Below are 16,583 nucleotides of genomic sequence, written 5' to 3' on the forward strand. Positions count from 1 at the left end.
TCACGGCCGGCGCGGCGGGATCGCCCGACACGCCCGGCACAAACCAGAGGGAGGACTCGCGATGGCACAGGATCATTCCGCCCAGGACCCGCTCGAATTCGTGCGGGGCATGTGGAACAGCATGGGTTTCTCGCTGCCGGGCATGGTCACGCCCACGCTGGACGTGGACGAACTCGACAAGCGCATCGCCGACTTCAAGGCGGTCGAGGGCTGGCTGAAGATGAACCTCAACATGCTGCAGATGACCATCCAGGGCCTGGAGATGCAGCGCGCCGCGCTCGCCGCGGTCAAGGCCATGAGCCAGCACGCCCAGGAGGCGGCCGCACGGGGCGAGGGCCTGGACGACAACAACCCCTTCGCCAGCGCGGCGATGTGGCCGTGGAATCTGATGACCGGCGCGGCGCAGACCGGGGAGACGAACGACGCGGCGGAAGCCGCCGGCGAGCCCGTGCAGAAACCGCGCAGCACGTCGCGCAAGGCACCCGCAGACAAGAAGTAGCCGGACGCCGCGGCGTCCTCAGCCCAGCAGGTACAGCCAGGCGCTCAGGCTGAAGACCGCGAGCAGCGTGGAGGCGGAGATCAGCCAGGCCACGCCGGGGCCGTCGCCGCCCATGCGCATCGCCAGGATGTAGGCCGAACTGGCCGACGGCAGCGCGGCGAACAGCACCAGCAGATCGAAGGCCATGCCTTCGACGCCCAGCGCCCGCCCCAGGCCCCAACCCACGGCCGGCATCAGCGCAAGCTTCACGGCCAGCAGCCAAGTCGCACCGGCCAGGCTGCCGCCCACCTTGCCCCAGCGCAGGGCCGCCCCCACCGCCAGCAGGCCCAGGGCCACGGCCGCATCGCCCAGGCGCCTGAGCACCGCCTGCAGGGGTTCGGCCAGTTCCAGGCCGGACAGATTGAAGGCCAGGCCGGCGAGGGTGGCCAGCACCAGCGGGTTGCGCGCCAGTTCGCCCAGCAGCCGGCCCTGGCCGTGGCGGGCCAGCATGCCCACCGCGAGGATGTTGGCGAAGGGCACCATGGTCCCGCTCAGGGCGCCCATGGTCGCCACGCCCAGCGCGCCATGCAGCTTGCCGGCGATGGCGATGCCGATGTAGGTGTTGAAGCGATAGGCACACTGCAGCCGCGAGGCGAAGGCGATGGAGGACAGCCCCATCAGCGGCTGCCCCACCCAGCCCAGCACGAAGCCGGAGAACAGCACTCCCAGCCCGGCGAGGAAGAGCGGCAGCATGCGGCCGGCATCCAGCGGCGCGCTGGCCAGCGCGTTGAACAGCAGCGCGGGAAACAGTACGAAGTAGACCAGTTTCTCCAGCCCCGCCCACACGCCGTCGGCATCGAGCAGCCCGCGGCGCAGTACCGCGCCGAGCAGGATCAGGGAAAAGTCGGGAAGCAGCAGGAGCAGGCTTTGCATGTCCGGAAGCCTACCGCATGCGGGCGCGGCGCGCCCTCCGTAGGGCTACGTATCAGATCACGCCGTCCGCGCGCAGGCGGGCGATTTCGGCACCGTCCAGACCCAGGGCGGCGAGGATCTCGTCACTGTGCTCCCCCGCCGCGGGCGCTGCGCCAAAGGGTCCGGCCACATGTTGCGAGAGCTTCACCGGCGGGCCGAACTGGCGCACGCCGTCCACCTCCACCACCATGCCGCGGGCCTGCAGGTGTTCGTTCTGCAGGCTTTCCTCCAGGCGCAGCACCGGCGTCACGCAGCAGTCCACGCCGTCGAAGAGCGCAATCCATTCGGCCTGGCTGCGGCTGCGGAAGATCGCTGCCAGTTCGGCACGCGCCCGGGCGCCATCCTCGCCGGTGGCCAGATGGGCGGGCTTGAGGTCCGGGCGGCCAAGGGTGTCGCACATCAGGTGCCAGAACTTCTCCTCCAGCGCGCCCACGGCCATGTGGCGGCCGTCGGCGGTCTCGTAGACGCCGTAGCAGGGCACTCCACCCGTGAGCAGGTCCTCGCCCCGCGGCTTCACCGTGCCGTGGGCGAGCACCTCGGCCAACGGAAAGATGGCGTGGGCCAGCGCGGCGTCGGTCATGGCCACGTCCACATGGCGCCCCTGCCCGCTCGCCCGCGCATCCACCACCGCGACCAGCAGACCCACCAGGGCGCTCAGGGTACCGCCCAGCAGGTCGCCGATCTGCAGGTTGGAGAGCGCCGGCGGGCCGCCCGCAGCGCCCATCTGGTCGAGCACGCCGGCATAGCCGATGTAGTTCAGGTCGTGCCCGGCGCGCAGGGCATAGGGGCCGTCCTGGCCGTAGCCGGTGATGCCGCAGTAGACGAGACGCGGATTGCGCGCGGCGAGCGTGGCGTAGTCGAGACCCAGCTTGGCCATCACGCCGGGGCGGAAGCCTTCCACCAGCACGTCGGCGGTATCCACCAGGCGCAGGAAGATTTCCCGCCCGGCGGATTGCTTGAGGTCCAGGCGGATGCTGCGCTTGCCCCGGTTGACCACCTGGTAGAAATAGCTGGTGTCGCCGTGCATGGCGCCCATGCTGCGGGCGTAGTCACCGGCGCCCGTGTCTTCCACCTTGACCACGTCGGCGCCGTAGTCGGCCAGGTGCTGGGTGGCGAGCGGGCCGGGCAGGAGCCGCGTGAGGTCCAGCACCCGCAAGCCGGCCAGGGGAGCGGGACGTTCCCTCATTCGTACTTGCGCAGGTCGTCGATGACCTTGCCGTCGTTGGCGAGGCTGCCCGGCGCGCAGAAGGCGACCTCGCCGCGCAGCTTGGTGAGTTCGCGGATGGAGGCGGCGATGGCCCCGGCCAGGGCCTCGTCGCCGGCCGCGCATTCGCAGTGCAGGGTCATGCGGTCGGCCAGGTCGGGGTTCTCCACCACCAGCCGGGCGCGCTGCACCTGGGGATGGCGGCGCACGACTTCGGCCACCTGGCTGGGATGCACGAACATGCCCTTGACCTTGGTGGTCTGGTCGGCGCGGCCCAGCCAGCCCTTGATGCGCAGGTTCGTGCGGCCGCAGGGCGACTCGCCGGGCAGCACGGCGGACAGGTCGCCGGTACCGAAGCGGATCAGCGGGTAGTCCGGGTTGAAGGTGGTGACCACCACCTCGCCCACCTCGCCGGGCGCCACCGGGTCGCCGGTGCCGGGGCGGACGATCTCCACGATGACGTCCTCGCCCACCACCATGCCTTCCAGGGCCGGGGTCTCGTAGGCGATGAGGCCGATGTCGGCGGTGGCGTAGGCCTGGAAGGCGCGGATGCCGCGCTCGGCCAGCGCCTGGCGCTGGCTGGGCGGGAAGGCCTCGCCGGAGACGAAGGCCTTGGTGAAGGACGGCGCCACGCCCAGGTCCGCGGCCTTGTCCAGGATGATGCGCAGGAAGGACGGCGTGCCCACGTAGGCGTCGGGCTTGAGGTCCGCGACGGCCGCGACCTGCTGCTCGGTCTGCCCGACGCCGGCCGGGAACACCGTGCAGCCCAGCGCGTGGGCGGCGGTTTCCATCATCGAGCCGGCCGGGGTGAAGTGGTAGGAGAAGGTATTGTGCACCAGGTCGCCGGCCCGGAAGCCCGCGGCGAACAGCGCCCGCGCCAGGCGATAGTAGTCCGGCCGCGCGCCTTCCGGTTCGTAGAGCGGGCCGGGCGAGGCGAATACGCGGCGGCAGTCCTGCCCCCAGCGCACCGCGGCGAAACCGCCGAAGGGCCGCGCGGCCTTTTGCCGTTCCAGCAGTTCGGACTTGCGCGTCACCGGCAGGCGGGCCAGGGCCTCGCGGGTCGTGACCGCGGCCGGGTCGATGTCGGCCAGCAGCGCCGCGAAGGCCGGCGCATGGGCCTTGGCGTGGGCCAGTTGCGCCGGCAGGCGGGCGAACAGGTCCGCCTCGCGCTCGGCGTGGGGGCGGGTTTCAAGCGTGTCGTAGTGGTCCATGGAGCCTTCCCGTTCGCCCGCCCTCATGAGCGGCGCATTGAATGACGAATGTGCGGTTCAGGAAACCGGGCTTACGACAGCCAGCGCTTGCGCCGGCGGTAGTGCTTGATCTCGCGGAAGCTCTTGCGCCCCTCGCCCGAGAGGCCCAGGTAGAACTCCTTGACGTCCTCGTTGTTGGCGAGGTCCTGCGCTGCGCCTTCCATCACCACGCGGCCGTTCTCCAGGATGTAGCCGAAGTCCGCGTAGCGCAGCGCCACCATGGTGTTCTGCTCGGCCAGCAGGAAGCTCACCCGCTCCTTGCTGTTCAGGTCCTTCACGATCTCGAAGATTTCCTCGACGATCTGCGGCGCCAGGCCCATGGAGGGCTCGTCCAGCAGGATCATTTCCGGCTTGGCCATCAGCGCGCGGCCGATGGCGCACATCTGCTGCTCGCCGCCCGAGGTGTAGCCGGCCTGGGAGCTGCGCCGCGTCTTCAGGCGCGGGAAGTAGTGGTAGACCTTCTCCAGGCTGTCCTTCAGCTCGGCCCGCGAGATGCTGCGCGTGTAAGCGCCGGTGAGCAGGTTTTCCTCGATGGTCAGGTGGCCGAAGCAATGCCGCCCTTCCATGACCTGGATGACGCCGCGCTTGACCAGCTCGTTGGGGGTCATCTGGTCCACCCGCGCGCCCTTGAACTCGATGCTGCCCTTGGTCACGTCGCCGCGCTCGGCGCGCAGCAGGTTGGAAATGGACTTCAGCGTGGTGGACTTGCCGGCGCCGTTGGCGCCCAGCAGCGCGACGATGCCGCCCTGGGGCACTTCGAAGGACACGCCCTTGAGCACCAGGATGACGTGGTCGTAGATGACCTCGATGTTGTTGATGCTGAGGTAGGGGGCCGCGCTGGCCGCGGCGGTGGTGTTGGCCGTGTTCATCTGTATTGTCGCCTCTCGTCTCCGTCCCATTCCCCCGGATCATCCCGGATGGGGTCTGCAGGCGGTACCGCGGGGATGGCCGCGATGCCGCCTGCAGACCCCCCGCGCACGGGGAGCCTGCACCCGCGCGCCGCGAACGGCGCGCGGGGTCTTGCGCGGTCAGCCCTCCTTGGAGCAGTCGCGCGGGGTGATGCCCTTTTCCTTGGCGTAGGCCGCCGCGGATTCCTCGATCATGCCGCGCACCAGTTCGCGGTCGCCGGCAATCCAGTCGGACACCACGTTCCACTTGGCGCCGTCCCACTGCTGGAACTTCACCACACCGGCGCCTTCATGGTCGGAGCAGGTCACGTTCAGTTCGGGCATGAAACCTTCGGCACCCAGCGCCGCCAGGCGCTTGGTGTCGATCTTCAGGTTCTCGAAGCCCCAGCGCACCTGCTCGCCGGACAGGGGCTTACCCTTGCCGAACTTGTCCTGGGCGATGCGGATGGCCTCCACCGCGATGATGCCGTGCACCACGCCGCGGTTGTAGTACACGCTGCCGACGCGCGACTTGTCTTCCATGTTGCCCAGGTTCTTGGCGTAGACGTGCTGCTGGATCTCCTTGACCACCGGATAGTTGGCACCGGCGACGTTGAAGACCGCGGCGGTGTAGCCCTTGGCGGCGTCGCCGGCCGGCACGGTGTCTTCCTCGGCCCCCGCCCACCACACCCCGACGATCTTCTCGCGCGGGAAGCCGGTACGGGCGGCGGTGCGCAGCGCGGTCGGGTTCATCACGCCCCAGCCCCACAGCACCACGTAGTCCGGACGCATCTGGCGGATCTGCAGCCACTGGGACTGCTGCTCGTTGCCCGGGTGGGCGACGGCGATCTTCTCCACGCTGAAGCCGTGCTTGGCGGCCAGCTTGTCCATGATGGCGTGGGATTCCTTGCCGTAGGCGGAATCGTGGTACAGCAGGCCGATCTTCTTGCCCTTGAGCTTGTCGGTACCGCCTTCCTTGCTGCCGATGTAGTTGACGATGGCCGAGGCCTGCGACCAGTAGGTCGTGATCATCGGGAAGACCCACGGGAACACGCGGCCGTCGGCGGCGTCGGTGCGGCCGTAGCCGATGGTGACCATGGGGATGCGGTCCTGGGCGACCTTTTCCAGCACCGAGTAGGTAATGCCGGTGGACAGGGGCTGGAACATCGCGTTGCCGGCGGCACCCTTGGTCTTCAGGCGCTCGTAGCATTCGACGCCGCGGGCGTTGTTGTACTCGGTCTCGCACTCCTCCCAGGTCAGCTTGACGCCGTTGATGCCGCCGTCGCGCTGGTTGATGAGCTGCATGTAGTCGATCCAGCCGCCGTAGATGCCCGAACCGCCGGCGGCGTAGGGGCCGACGCGGTAGCTGGGCAGGCCGATGAACTGCTCCTGGGCGGCGGCGTAGCCGGTGGCGAGCAGGCCGGCAGCCACGGCGCCGGCGACCAGGGTCTTGCGGAAACTGAACTTCATTGGATTGCCTCCTCTCTTGTGTTTAGTGCCCTGCTGTAACGCGTTCATCCGGCCGGTAGCAGGGTCCGGCGTGGAAAGGGAATACGGTGTGGTTCAGTGCGGGAACGGCCACAGGCGCAGCTTCTCCTTGCCGATCTGCCACAGGCGGGCCATGCCGTGGGGCTCGACGATGAGGAAGAAGATGATCAGCGCGCCGAAGATCATCAGTTCCAGGCTGGAACCGAAGCCCGCCGGCAGCGCGGCGCCTACCGCCGAGTGCAGCACCACGTTCAGGAAGATCGGCAGCAGCACGATGAAGGCCGAGCCGAGGAAGGAACCGAGAATCGACCCCACCCCGCCGATGATGATCATGAACAGGATCTTGAACGACAGGTCCAGGTTGAAGCCTTCCGGCTCCACCGTGCCGAGGTAGGTGTAGGCGTACAGCGCGCCGGCCACGCCGCAGTAGAAGGACGACACCGCGAAGGCCTGCAGCTTGGTGCGCATCAGGCGGATGCCGATGACCTCCGCGGCCACGTCCATGTCGCGCACCGCCATCCACTTGCGTCCGGTGGTGGAGCGCACCATGTTCTTCGCGGCCAGCGCCAGCACGGTGACGATGGCCAGCGTGAGCAGGTACTTGGCCTGGGGCGTGACGAAGGCGTAGCCGAAGATGTTCACCGTCTGCGCCGAGATCACGCCCGAGCTGGAGTAGTTGGAGAACCAGGGGAACTTGACCAGCGCCCAGACGATGAAGAACTGCGCCGCCAGGGTCGCCACCGCCAGGTAGAAGCCCTTGATGCGCAGGGACGGCAAGCCGAACAGGATGCCCACGCCGGCCGCGCACAGCCCGCCCAGCAGCATCGCCACCAGGAAGGGGATGCCGTCGATGCGCAGCATGAAGTTGTAGGTGGCGAAGGCCCCCACCGCCATGAAGGCCGCCGAGCCCAGCGAAAGCTGGCCGGCGTAGCCGGTGAGGATGTTCAGCCCCAGCGCGGCCAGGGAGAAGATCAGCACGGGGATCAGGATCGCCTGCAGCCAGTATTCGCTGGCGGCGAAGGGCACCACCAGGAAGACCACGGCCATCAGCGCGAAGAACCCGATGCGGTCCTGGCGGATGGGGAAGATCTGGGCGTCTTCCTGGTAACTGGCCTTGAACTGGCCGGCTTCACGGTAAAGCATGCGTTGTCTCCGAATGCGTTTTAGTTGTGTGGTCGGACTGGCCGTGTGCCGCTATACGCGATCGATGTGCTTCTCGCCGAACAGGCCCTCGGGGCGGACCAGCAGGAACAGCATGGCCAGGATGTACGGGAACCAGGATTCGATGCCGCCGCCGACGAAGGGGCCGATGTACACCTCGGCCAGCTTCTCCGAGGCGCCGATGATGAGCCCGCCCAGGATGGCGCCCGGCACCGAGGTGAAGCCGCCCAGGATCAGCACCGGCAGGGCCTTGAGCGCGGTGAAGGTGAGCGCGAACTGCACCCCGCTGCGCGCGCCCCAGATCAGGCCGGCGACCAGGGCGACGAAACCCGCCACGCCCCACACGATGGCCCAGATGTGCTTGAGGGGGATGCCCACCGACAGCGCCGCCTGGTGGTCGTCCGCCACCGCGCGCAGGGCCCGGCCCACGCGGGTGTACTGGAACATCAGCGCCAGTACGACGAACAGCACCAGCGCGATGCCGGCCGCGGTGATGTCGAACTTGGAGATGATCATGTTGAAGTCGTCGAGGATCCACATGATGGGCTCGTCGCCGATGCCCAGGTCGAGGCCGCGCACGGTGGCGCCCCAGAACCCCTGGGCCAGCCCCTCGACGAAGAAGGTCAGGCCGATGGTGGCCATGAACAGGGTGATCGCGGGCTGGTTCACCAGCGGGCGCAGCACGATCTTCTCGGTGGCGATGCCGAGCACGATCATGGACGCCAGCGCCAGCACGAAGGCGAGCCAGAACACCACGCTGCTGCCGGACTCCAGGCCGAACCAGCGCGGCAGCACCTCGGTGAAGCCGACGAAGGTGAGCGCGGCGAAGAACACCATCGCCCCCTGGGCGAAGTTGAACACCCCGGAAGCCTTGTAGATCAGCACGAAGCCGAGCGCGACCAGCGCATACAGCACGCCCGAGAGCAGGCCGCCGATCAGCACTTCGAAAAAGAACGTCATCGTTGTCTCCTTATCCTTCTTCTGCCCGGTGCGTGCTCAGTGGGCCGTGCCCAGGTAGGCGGCGATCACTTCGGGGTTGCTCTTGACCTCGTCGGGCGTGCCGTCGCCGATCTTCTTGCCGTAGTCGAGCACCACCACCCGGTCGGAGATGTCCATGACCACGCCCATGTCGTGCTCGATGAGCACGATGGTGGTGCCGAACTGGTCGTTCACGTCGAGGATGAAGCGGCACATGTCCTGCTTTTCCTCCACGTTCATGCCGGCCATGGGCTCGTCCAGCAGCAGCAGGCTGGGCTCGGCGGCCAGCGCGCGGGCCAGTTCCACGCGCTTCTGCAGGCCGTAGGGCAGGCGCCCCACCGGGGTCTTGCGGATGCTCTGGATCTCCAGGAAGTCGATGACCTCCTCCACCTTCTTGCGGTGCTCGATCTCCTCGCGCTGGGCCTTGCCCCAGTACAGCACGTGGGACAGCAGGCCGCAGTTCATCTTCATGTGGCGGCCGGTCATGATGTTGTCCAGCACGCTCATGCCCTTGAACAGCGCGATGTTCTGGAAGGTGCGGGCGATGTTCTGGGAGGCGGCCATGTAGGGCTCCATCTCCTTGCGCTCTTCGCCATGGAAGACGATCCTGCCTTCCTGCGGGTGGTACACGCCGTTGATGACGTTGAGCATGGAGCTCTTGCCCGCGCCGTTGGGGCCGATGATGGCGCGGATCTCGTGCTCGCGGACGTTGAAGCTGATGTTGGTGAGCGCCTTCACGCCGCCGAAGGACAGGGAAATGTTCTGCAGGTCGAGGATCACGTCGCCGATGCGGCGTCCTCCCGCGGCGGCGCTCTCGGTCTGCGCCACTTCGTTCATCATCATGGTCGTCTCCTCAGGCGGCCTGGCGCGCGGCGCGGGACGGGAAGGTCTTCGCCTCCTCGATGCGCAGCGTGGCGGTGATCTTGCCTTCGCGGCCGTCTTCGTATTTCACCGGGGTCTCGATGTACTGTTCCTTGCGCCCTTCGTAGAGCGCGTCGATCAGCACCCCGTAGCGCTCGGAGATGAAGTTGCGGCGCACCTTGCGGGTGCGGGTCAGCTCGCCGTCGTCGGCGTCCAGTTCCTTGTGCAGGACCAGGAAGCGGCGGATCTGGCTGGCGCTCATCATCGGGTCGGCGGCCAGTTCCGCATTGACCTTCTCCACCCCTTCGCGGATCAGTTCGTACACCGTCGGCTGCTGCGCGAGATCCGTGTAGCCGGAATAGGCCAGGCCCTTGCGCTCCGCCCAGTTGCCCACGGCTTCCAGGTCGATGTTGATGAAGGCGGTGACGAAGTCGCGGCCGTTGCCGAAGGCCACCGCTTCCTTGATGTGCTGGAAGAACTTGAGCTTGTTCTCGATGTAGTTGGGCGCGAACATCGAACCGTCGGTGAGCTTGCCCACGTCCTTGGCCCGGTCGATGATCTTCAGGTGCCCGTCCTCGTCGAAGAAACCGGCGTCGCCGGTCATGAAGTAGCCTTCGGCGTTGATGGATTCCGCGGTGGCGTCCGGGCGCTTGTAGTAGGCCTTGAGCAGCATCGGCCCCTTGACCAGGATCTCGCCGTTGTCCGCGAGGCGCACTTCCACGTAGGGCGCCGGCTTGCCCACGGAATCCAGCTTGATCTGGCCGTCCGGCTGCAGGCAGACGTAGGCGCAGGTCTCGGTCTGGCCGTAGAGCTGCTTCAGGTTGATGCCGATGGAGCGGTAGAAGCGGAACAGATCCGGGCCGATGGCCGCGCCCGCGGTGTAGGCCACGCGGATGCGGCTCATGCCCAGCACGTTCTTGAGCGGGCCATATACCAGCAGGTTGCCCAGCCAGTACTGCAGGCGGTCGCCGGCGGACACGGGCTTGCCGTCCAGGATCTCGGCGCCGCAGCGGCGGGCCACCTCCATGAAGTGGTGGAAGAGCTTGCGCTTGATCCAGCCCGCATCCTCCATGCGGATCATCACCTGGGTCAGCAGGCCCTCGAAGATGCGCGGCGGCGCGAAGTAGTAGGTGGGGCCGATCTCGCGCAGGTCGGTCATCACCGTCTCGCCGGATTCCGGGCAGTTGATGGTGAAGCCGGCCACCATGGCCTGGGCGAAGGAGAACAGGTGGTCGCCCACCCAGGCCATGGGCAGGTAGGAGAGGATGTCCTCCCGGTCGGTCAGGCGGTCGAACTCCTTCCCGCCCTGGGCCGCGCTGATGAAGGCGCCGTGGGTCTGGCACACGCCCTTGGGCTTGCCGGTGGTGCCGGAGGTGTACAGCATCACCGAGATGTCGTCGGTCGCGCCCTTGGCGATCTCCCCGTCCAGGAAGTCGCCCTGGTTGCGGTCGTGGATGCGCCCCATCTCCTGCAGTTCGTCCAGGCCCATGAGCAGGGTCTGGGTGTAGTGGCGCATGCCGCGGGGATCGTCGTAGACGACGTGTTCCAGGAAGGGCACTTCGGGCAGGATCTCCAGCATCTTGTCCACCTGCTCCTGGTCCTCGACCACGGCGAAGCGGATCTCGGCGTCCTGCAGCACGTAGGCCATTTCCTGCGCCACCGCGTCCTGGTAGAGCATTACCGGGATGCCGCCCAGGCACTGGCAGGCGGCCACGGACCAGTACAGGCGCGGCCGGTTGTCGCCGATCACCGCCAGGCGGTCGCCGCGCTTGAAGCCCAACTGGGCCAGGCCGCAGGCGATGGCGCGCACGTTCTCGGCCACCTCGGCCCAGTTGTAGGTCTGCCAGATGCCGTATTCCTTTTCGCGCATCGCCGGCCGCTCGGGGCGGACGCGGGCGTGGTGCATCAGCAGACGCGGAAAAGTATCCAGCGCGGTTTGCCCGGTAGCGTCGGACATACCCAATCCTCCTTTGGTCGTTTCTTGCCTGTCTCGTCGCCCGGACCGGTTTTCGTTGTGGGTTCCGGGGGTGGCGGCACGCCGTGGGCGCGCCGCGCAGAGTCTTCTGACGGCTGCAGTGTCGCAAGCCATGTTTGCGCAACTGTTTGCGCAATGTATCGAATTGTGAAGACTTCGTTCTTCGACGAAAGAGATAGGCCGTGCCGGCCGGCACGGCCTGTGGGAAGCCTTCCTTCAGCGCCTGCGGCCGGCGTGCACAGCGTCGTCGATGATGAGCATTTCCGCCTGCGCCGCGGTCACCGGACGCGAGTACAGGTAGCCCTGGGCGTACTCCACGCCCAGCTCCCGCAGCAGCGCCTCCTGCTCGGGCAGTTCCACCCCTTCGCACACCACCGAGCGGCCCAGGGTGTGGGCCAGGTTGACGATGGTCTCGACGAAGCTGCGGTCCTCCACGCGTTCGTGCATGTGCATGACGAAGGAGCGGTCCACCTTGAGGGCGTCGATGGGCAGGCGGTGCAGGTAGGACAGGGACGAATAGCCGGTGCCGAAGTCGTCCAGCATCAGTTGCAGGCGGGTGCGCTTGAGGGCTTCCAGCAGTTCGATGGCGCGCTCGGCATCCTCCAGCATCGCGCTCTCGGTGATCTCCAGCTTCAGGTGGCGCGCCGACAGGCCCGTCTCGCGCAGGATGCGGCGGATCTCCGGCAGTATCTCCGGGTGCAGCAACTGGCGCGCGGAGAGATTGACGCTGACGGTGAGCGCCGGGCGGCGCGGGAAGGCGCGCTGCCAGCGGCGCATCTGGGCGCAGGCCTCGCCCAGCATCCAGCGCCCGATGTGCACGATGAGGCCGTTCTCCTCGGCCAAGGGGATGAACTCCGCCGGCGGGATCAGCCCGCGTTCCGGGTGGTTCCAGCGCACCAGCGCCTCGAAGCCCATCAGCCGGCCGTCGGCCACGCGCATGATGGGCTGGTAGTAGGCCTCGAACTGGTCCTTTTCCAGCGCGCGGCGCATGTCCAGTTCCAGGTCCAGGCGGCGCAGGGCCTCCTCGTGCATGCCGCGGTCGAACAGCACGTAACCGCCGCCGCCCTGCCCCTTGGCGCGGCGCATGGCCATGGTGGCGTCGCGCAGCATCACGTCGGGGTCCTCGTACTGCTCGCCGGACAGGGTCACCCCTGAGGACAGGCTGGAGAACACCTCGTGCTCGTGCAACTGGAAGGGCAGCACCAGCTTGTCCAGCAGGCGCTTGATCACCCGCACCGGCGACGTGGCGTCGTGGATGTCCTCCAGCAGGATGCCGAACTCGTCGCCACCCAGGCGCGCCACCATGTCCGTGGGGCGGGTGTTCCGCCGCAGCAGGTTGGCCACCTCGATCAGCAGCAGGTCGCCGATGCGGTTGCCCAGGCTGTGGTTGATGACGCTGAAGCGGTCCACGCCGCAGTGGATCACCGCGAAGCGCAGATCCTGGCGCCGCGCGGCGCGCTGCATGGCGTGGCCGACGCGGTCGAGGAAGAGCCCGCGGTTGGGCAGGCCGGTGAGGCCGTCCACGAAGACCTCGGGCAGCCTGGCTTCGCTCTCGGTGAGATTCACCGCGGTCTCGTGGGCCGAAGCGTAGAACAGCCCCTGGTCCGGATCGTGGCTCACGCTCCAGGCCAGCCCCACGTAGCGCCCGTCGGCCTTGCGGCAGCGGCAGGAGAAGCGCACGGTGGAAAGTTCGTCGCCGATGCGTCCGAGGCAGTCGGCCACCTCCTGGCGATCGTGCTCGTGCAGCAGGTCGGTGAAGCGGCGCCAGCGCAGCTCCTCCTGCCCCAGCCCCAGCACCTCACGCCACGACTCGCTCATCATCTGGATGATCCAGTCGTCGTCGAGAATCATCAGCAGCGTGCCCGGCAGGCGGAAGAACGCGCTTTCGGACGGCAGGAGCTGCGGGGGCTTGCGGTAGATCTGCATCATGCGGGGGGCCTCGGTAGCCGGGAACATTGCCGCGGCCCAGCCCGCCCCGCGCCACGGCGGAGCGGCGCCCGACGGCTCGCCGGCCGGATACTAACCTGCCATCCGCCGCGCCGCCCATCCTGCGGCGCAGCATCCCGCCATCAGCCGCGCAGGCGCAGCTTGAGATAGGCGGCGGTCAGGCGGCGCACGTCGAAGGGCGGCAGGAATTCGGCCCGCAGCGCGCCATCCGGTCCCACCAGGAACAGGGAGCCGCGACGGCCGGCCGCCAGGTCGGCCAGCAGCGGCGCGAGGGCCTCCGGCGCCGCGGTGGCGCCGACGAACCGCGCGTCGAAATCCGCCAGATGGGCCGCCAGCGCCGCCGGCGGATCGCGCTCCGGCGCGGCCGAGACGAACAGCACCTGGACCGCCTTGGCCGTGCCGGCAAGGCGCCGGTTCATCCCCGCCAGCGCGGCCAGCGCCTGGTCGCAGGGCGCGCCGCAGCGCGTCTCGCCCACCAGCACGAAGGTCCACCGCCCGAGCAGACGGGCGTTGGCGAACGGCGCGCCGTGGTGGTCGCGCAGCGCGAACTCGGCCAGCGGCCAGCCGGCCATGCCGCGCTCGATGCGCTGCTCGGGCGGCGGGGCTTCGTCGGCGACGCCCGCCGGAGCGCAGGCGAGCGCCCCCAGCAGCGCCAGCACGCACAAGCCCCGCGGCTTCATCGCGCCGCCTCCGCGCGCAGCGGCACGGGCGCCTGCGCCGGACGCGGGCCGGGCACACCGTCGACCGCCACCCGCCGCTGCGCGCGCAGGGAGCGCGCCACCACCAGCACGCTGGAGCCGGCCATCAGCGCCGCCGCCAGCACCGGCTGCAGCAGGCCGGCGGCGGCCAGGGCGAGGGCCACCGCGTTGTAGCCGAAGGCCCAGGCCAGATTGGCGCGCACCGAGCGGCGCACCGCGCGCGCCAGCGCCAGCGTCCACGGCAGCCAGGCCAGGCCGTCCCGCGGCAGCACCAGGTCCGCGCTCTCCCGCGCCAGGTCGGCCGCGCCCCCCACCGCGACGCCCACGTCGGCCGCGGCCAGCACCGGGCCGTCGTTGAGCCCGTCGCCGACCATCGCCACCGGGCCGGTGCGCGCGCGCCAGGCACGCAGCGCCGCCACCTTGCCGGCCGGCAGCAGCGCCGCCTGCCAGCCCTCCACGCCGAGCGCCCGCGCGGCGCGCGCCACCGCCGCCTCGCCGTCGCCGGACAGCAGCCGGCAGGCGATGCCCTGCCGGCGCAGCGCATCGACCACCTGCGCGGCCCCGGCCAGGGGTTCGTCGGCGAACGCCGCCACGGCGCGCACCCGGCCGTGCCAGCCCAGGTAGACGACGGCGCCGTCCCGCGGCAACGGCGCCCCGGCCAGCGCCGCCGGCAGCTCCCAGCCCAGGCGCGCCATGAAGGCGCGCGAGCCGAGGGCGCAGCGCACGCCGTCCACCACGCCGGACACCCCGGCGCCCGGATGGGCGCGCACGGCCGCCGCGGCCGGCGGACGGCGCACGCGGGCACCGGCGCAGGCCAGCACCGCGCGCGCCAGCGGATGATCGGAAGCGGCACCCAGCGCGGCCGCGCGCCGCAGCAGCGGGCGCAGGGGGCTGCCGTCGGTGCGCAGCAGTTGCACGCGCGCCGCGCCGCCGGTCAGCGTGCCGGTCTTGTCGAAGGCGATGCCGCGCAGCCGCGCCAGGCGCTCCAGCACCGCGCCGCCGCGCACCAGGATGCCCCGCTGCGCCGCCTCGGCGATGCCCAGCACGGTGGCGAGCGGCGCGGCCAGGCCCAGCGCGCACGGACAGGCCACGACCAGCACGGCCAGCCCGGCGAGCAGCGCCGCGTCGGCGCCGGCGCGCGCCCCCCAGTACCAGGCGGTGGCGGCGGCCAGCAGCAGCACCAGCGGGATGAACAGCGCCGCCGCCCGGTCCGCCGCCTCGCCCAGCACGGATTTCTGCGCCAGCGCCTCGCGCACCAGCCGGCCGCTGCGGGCCCACTGGGTGGCGGCGCCGTCCGCGGTGGCGCGCACCACCAGCAGGCCGTGGCCGTTCACGCTGCCGGCGCGCACCGGGGCGCCCGGCCCCTTGGCACAGGGCAGGAACTGCCCGGTAAGCACGGACTCCTCGCAGGCCGAACGGCCCTCCACCACCACGCCGTCCACGCCGATGCGCTCGCCGGGCAGCACGCGCAATAGTTCGCCGATGCGTACCTCGCCGGCCGGGTGCAGGCGCTCAATGCCGTCGGCGCCCAGCACGCGCACCGGCGCACGCCCGGCCGCCAGCATGGGCGCCAGGCTGCGCGCGGCGCGCACGCGGCCCTGGGCCTCCAGGTAGCGCCCCAGCGTGAACAACATCAGCACCATCGCCGCGGTGTCGAAGTACAGCGCCCCGCCGCCGCCCAGCAACTGCCACAGGGAGTAGCCGTAGGCCGCCGCAGCGCCGATCACCACCAGCGCGTCCGCGCCCAGGCGCCGGTCGCGCAGCGCCGCCCAGGCGCCGGCGGCGAAGGGCTGCCCGAGGATGAGCAGCAGCGGCGTGGCGAGCAGCGCGCCCAACCAGCCGATCAGCCGCACCAGCGCCGGCTCGGCGCCGTCCAGCCCGCCGCTGTAGTCGAGCAGGCTGAACAGCATGATGAACATGGCGAGAAAGGCGCCCACCCCGAGGCGCACCAGGAAGGCCGCCGCCTCCGGCTCCTCGCGCTCGCCGTGGTGCAACTGGTGGGCAAGGCAGCAGCCGTAGCAGCAGAAGGCGTGCGCCTCGCCGCCGACCTCGCGGGTCAGTCCCTGGCGGCCCACCGGCAGGTGGCAGTGGCTGCAGGCGGCTGGCGCGTTCATGGCAGGTGGACGTGGTGCAGGGCGCCGGCCAGGGGCAGCAGGCCGCGCGCGCAGGTGACGAGGCCGAGCAGCACGATGAAGGCGCCGGCGATGCGCACCCCGCCGCGGCGCGCGGCCAGGCCCCAGGGCAATCGCACGAAGTCCCGGCTTTCTTCTGCACGTGCGGGGAGCCCCCTCTCCCCGGCCCTCTCCCGCGAGGGGAGAGGGAGAAAACCGGTGCCCGAACGGGCGTTCGGAGGGAGAGGGGGCTCCGCCGCCGGGCAGCATCTCCGCCTATTCATGCGACTGCCTTGGGCCACGCCCGGCAGCACGACGACCGGCACAACCGGCGGATGCAGGCGCAGGCCCAGCCCGCCGGCCAACAGCATCATCGGAAAAGTGCCGAGGCCGAAGGCCGCCATCGTGGACAGCCCGGGCAGCAGGCCGCCCGCGGCGGCGGCCTGGGCGGTGAAGGCATACACCAGCGGACAGGGCAGCAGGCCGTTGGCCACGCCCAGCGCGAGCGGCGCGCCCGCGCCCGGCGCGGCGAGCAGGGTGCGCAGCGCGCCCACCAGGCGGGCGGACAGGGCC

At 69.8% G+C, this 16,583-nt stretch carries 14 protein-coding genes; 1 reads left to right on the forward strand and 13 read right to left on the reverse strand.

Annotated features, from left to right (window positions below):
• The first annotated feature begins 61 nt into the window (after nucleotides 1–61).
• Nucleotides 62–499 (forward strand): PhaM family polyhydroxyalkanoate granule multifunctional regulatory protein, encoded by a 438-nt coding sequence (locus E6O51_RS11130; RefSeq protein WP_136385057.1) that lies wholly within the window; start codon nucleotides 62–64, stop codon nucleotides 497–499.
• An 18-nt stretch (nucleotides 500–517) separates the two neighbouring features.
• On the opposite strand, the gene E6O51_RS11135 is transcribed toward E6O51_RS11130, so the two are convergent.
• From E6O51_RS11135 to E6O51_RS22075, 13 genes are all read right to left on the reverse strand, one after another.
• Nucleotides 518–1,411 carry an AEC family transporter gene (locus E6O51_RS11135; RefSeq protein WP_136385058.1) on the reverse strand — a complete coding sequence of 298 codons (894 nt, stop codon included), beginning with the start codon at nucleotides 1,409–1,411 and terminating at the stop codon, nucleotides 518–520.
• A gap of 52 nt (nucleotides 1,412–1,463) precedes the next feature.
• Nucleotides 1,464–2,636 carry a CaiB/BaiF CoA transferase family protein gene (locus E6O51_RS11140; RefSeq protein ID WP_136385059.1) on the reverse strand — a complete coding sequence of 391 codons (1,173 nt, stop codon included), beginning with the start codon at nucleotides 2,634–2,636 and terminating at the stop codon, nucleotides 1,464–1,466.
• Nucleotides 2,633–3,865, reverse strand: coding sequence for a phenylacetate--CoA ligase family protein (locus E6O51_RS11145; RefSeq protein ID WP_136385060.1), 1,233 nt, complete (start codon nucleotides 3,863–3,865; stop codon nucleotides 2,633–2,635). Before E6O51_RS11145 ends, E6O51_RS11140 begins: the two co-directional genes overlap by 4 nt.
• 71 nt (nucleotides 3,866–3,936) lie before the next feature.
• Nucleotides 3,937–4,773 carry an ABC transporter ATP-binding protein gene (locus E6O51_RS11150; protein WP_136385061.1) on the reverse strand — a complete coding sequence of 279 codons (837 nt, stop codon included), beginning with the start codon at nucleotides 4,771–4,773 and terminating at the stop codon, nucleotides 3,937–3,939.
• Between the two features lie 159 nt (nucleotides 4,774–4,932).
• Nucleotides 4,933–6,261: an ABC transporter substrate-binding protein gene (locus tag E6O51_RS11155; protein ID WP_136385062.1), complete on the reverse strand. Its 1,329-nt coding sequence runs from the start codon at nucleotides 6,259–6,261 to the stop codon at nucleotides 4,933–4,935.
• Between the two features lie 93 nt (nucleotides 6,262–6,354).
• A complete protein-coding gene (locus E6O51_RS11160; RefSeq protein WP_136385063.1) occupies nucleotides 6,355–7,422 on the reverse strand; it encodes a branched-chain amino acid ABC transporter permease in 1,068 nt (355 codons plus the stop codon).
• 51 nt (nucleotides 7,423–7,473) lie between these two features.
• A complete protein-coding gene (locus E6O51_RS11165; RefSeq protein ID WP_136385064.1) occupies nucleotides 7,474–8,400 on the reverse strand; it encodes a branched-chain amino acid ABC transporter permease in 927 nt (308 codons plus the stop codon).
• 36 nt (nucleotides 8,401–8,436) lie between these two features.
• Entirely contained in the window at nucleotides 8,437–9,255 is an 819-nt protein-coding gene (locus tag E6O51_RS11170) for an ABC transporter ATP-binding protein (RefSeq protein ID WP_408003409.1), read from the reverse strand.
• Between the two features lie 16 nt (nucleotides 9,256–9,271).
• The gene (locus E6O51_RS11175; RefSeq protein WP_136385066.1) at nucleotides 9,272–11,236 is read right to left on the reverse strand and encodes an AMP-dependent synthetase/ligase; all 1,965 of its coding nucleotides are present in this window, start codon (nucleotides 11,234–11,236) and stop codon (nucleotides 9,272–9,274) included.
• Nucleotides 11,237–11,470: 234 nt separating this feature from the next.
• The gene (locus E6O51_RS11180; RefSeq protein WP_136385067.1) at nucleotides 11,471–13,183 is read right to left on the reverse strand and encodes a putative bifunctional diguanylate cyclase/phosphodiesterase; all 1,713 of its coding nucleotides are present in this window, start codon (nucleotides 13,181–13,183) and stop codon (nucleotides 11,471–11,473) included.
• Nucleotides 13,184–13,323: 140 nt separating this feature from the next.
• Nucleotides 13,324–13,881: an SCO family protein gene (locus E6O51_RS11185; protein WP_136385068.1), complete on the reverse strand. Its 558-nt coding sequence runs from the start codon at nucleotides 13,879–13,881 to the stop codon at nucleotides 13,324–13,326.
• Nucleotides 13,878–16,013: a heavy metal translocating P-type ATPase gene (locus E6O51_RS11190; protein ID WP_136385069.1), complete on the reverse strand. Its 2,136-nt coding sequence runs from the start codon at nucleotides 16,011–16,013 to the stop codon at nucleotides 13,878–13,880. Before E6O51_RS11190 ends, E6O51_RS11185 begins: the two co-directional genes overlap by 4 nt.
• On the reverse strand, nucleotides 16,010–16,583 hold a 574-nt coding region (locus E6O51_RS22075; protein ID WP_211091385.1), incomplete at its 5' end, for an urease accessory protein UreH domain-containing protein. The genes E6O51_RS22075 and E6O51_RS11190, both read right to left, overlap by 4 nt.

The organism is Pseudothauera rhizosphaerae (genome assembly GCF_004801305.1).
In the GTDB taxonomy this organism is placed as follows: Bacteria; Pseudomonadota; Gammaproteobacteria; order Burkholderiales; family Rhodocyclaceae; genus Pseudothauera; species Pseudothauera rhizosphaerae.

Excerpts from the sequence above, each read along its gene's own strand:
- E6O51_RS11130 (WP_136385057.1), top strand. The coding sequence starts at position 62 with ATGGCACAGGATCATTCCGCCCAGGACCCGCTCGAATTCGTGCGGGGC.
- E6O51_RS11135 (WP_136385058.1), bottom strand. The coding sequence starts at position 1,411 with ATGCAAAGCCTGCTCCTGCTGCTTCCCGACTTTTCCCTGATCCTGCTC.
- E6O51_RS11140 (WP_136385059.1), bottom strand. The coding sequence starts at position 2,636 with ATGAGGGAACGTCCCGCTCCCCTGGCCGGCTTGCGGGTGCTGGACCTC.
- E6O51_RS11145 (WP_136385060.1), bottom strand. The coding sequence starts at position 3,865 with ATGGACCACTACGACACGCTTGAAACCCGCCCCCACGCCGAGCGCGAG.
- E6O51_RS11150 (WP_136385061.1), bottom strand. The coding sequence starts at position 4,773 with ATGAACACGGCCAACACCACCGCCGCGGCCAGCGCGGCCCCCTACCTC.
- E6O51_RS11155 (WP_136385062.1), bottom strand. The coding sequence starts at position 6,261 with ATGAAGTTCAGTTTCCGCAAGACCCTGGTCGCCGGCGCCGTGGCTGCC.
- E6O51_RS11160 (WP_136385063.1), bottom strand. The coding sequence starts at position 7,422 with ATGCTTTACCGTGAAGCCGGCCAGTTCAAGGCCAGTTACCAGGAAGAC.
- E6O51_RS11165 (WP_136385064.1), bottom strand. The coding sequence starts at position 8,400 with ATGACGTTCTTTTTCGAAGTGCTGATCGGCGGCCTGCTCTCGGGCGTG.
- E6O51_RS11170 (WP_408003409.1), bottom strand. The coding sequence starts at position 9,255 with ATGAACGAAGTGGCGCAGACCGAGAGCGCCGCCGCGGGAGGACGCCGC.
- E6O51_RS11175 (WP_136385066.1), bottom strand. The coding sequence starts at position 11,236 with ATGTCCGACGCTACCGGGCAAACCGCGCTGGATACTTTTCCGCGTCTG.
- E6O51_RS11180 (WP_136385067.1), bottom strand. The coding sequence starts at position 13,183 with ATGATGCAGATCTACCGCAAGCCCCCGCAGCTCCTGCCGTCCGAAAGC.
- E6O51_RS11185 (WP_136385068.1), bottom strand. The coding sequence starts at position 13,881 with ATGAAGCCGCGGGGCTTGTGCGTGCTGGCGCTGCTGGGGGCGCTCGCC.
- E6O51_RS11190 (WP_136385069.1), bottom strand. The coding sequence starts at position 16,013 with ATGAACGCGCCAGCCGCCTGCAGCCACTGCCACCTGCCGGTGGGCCGC.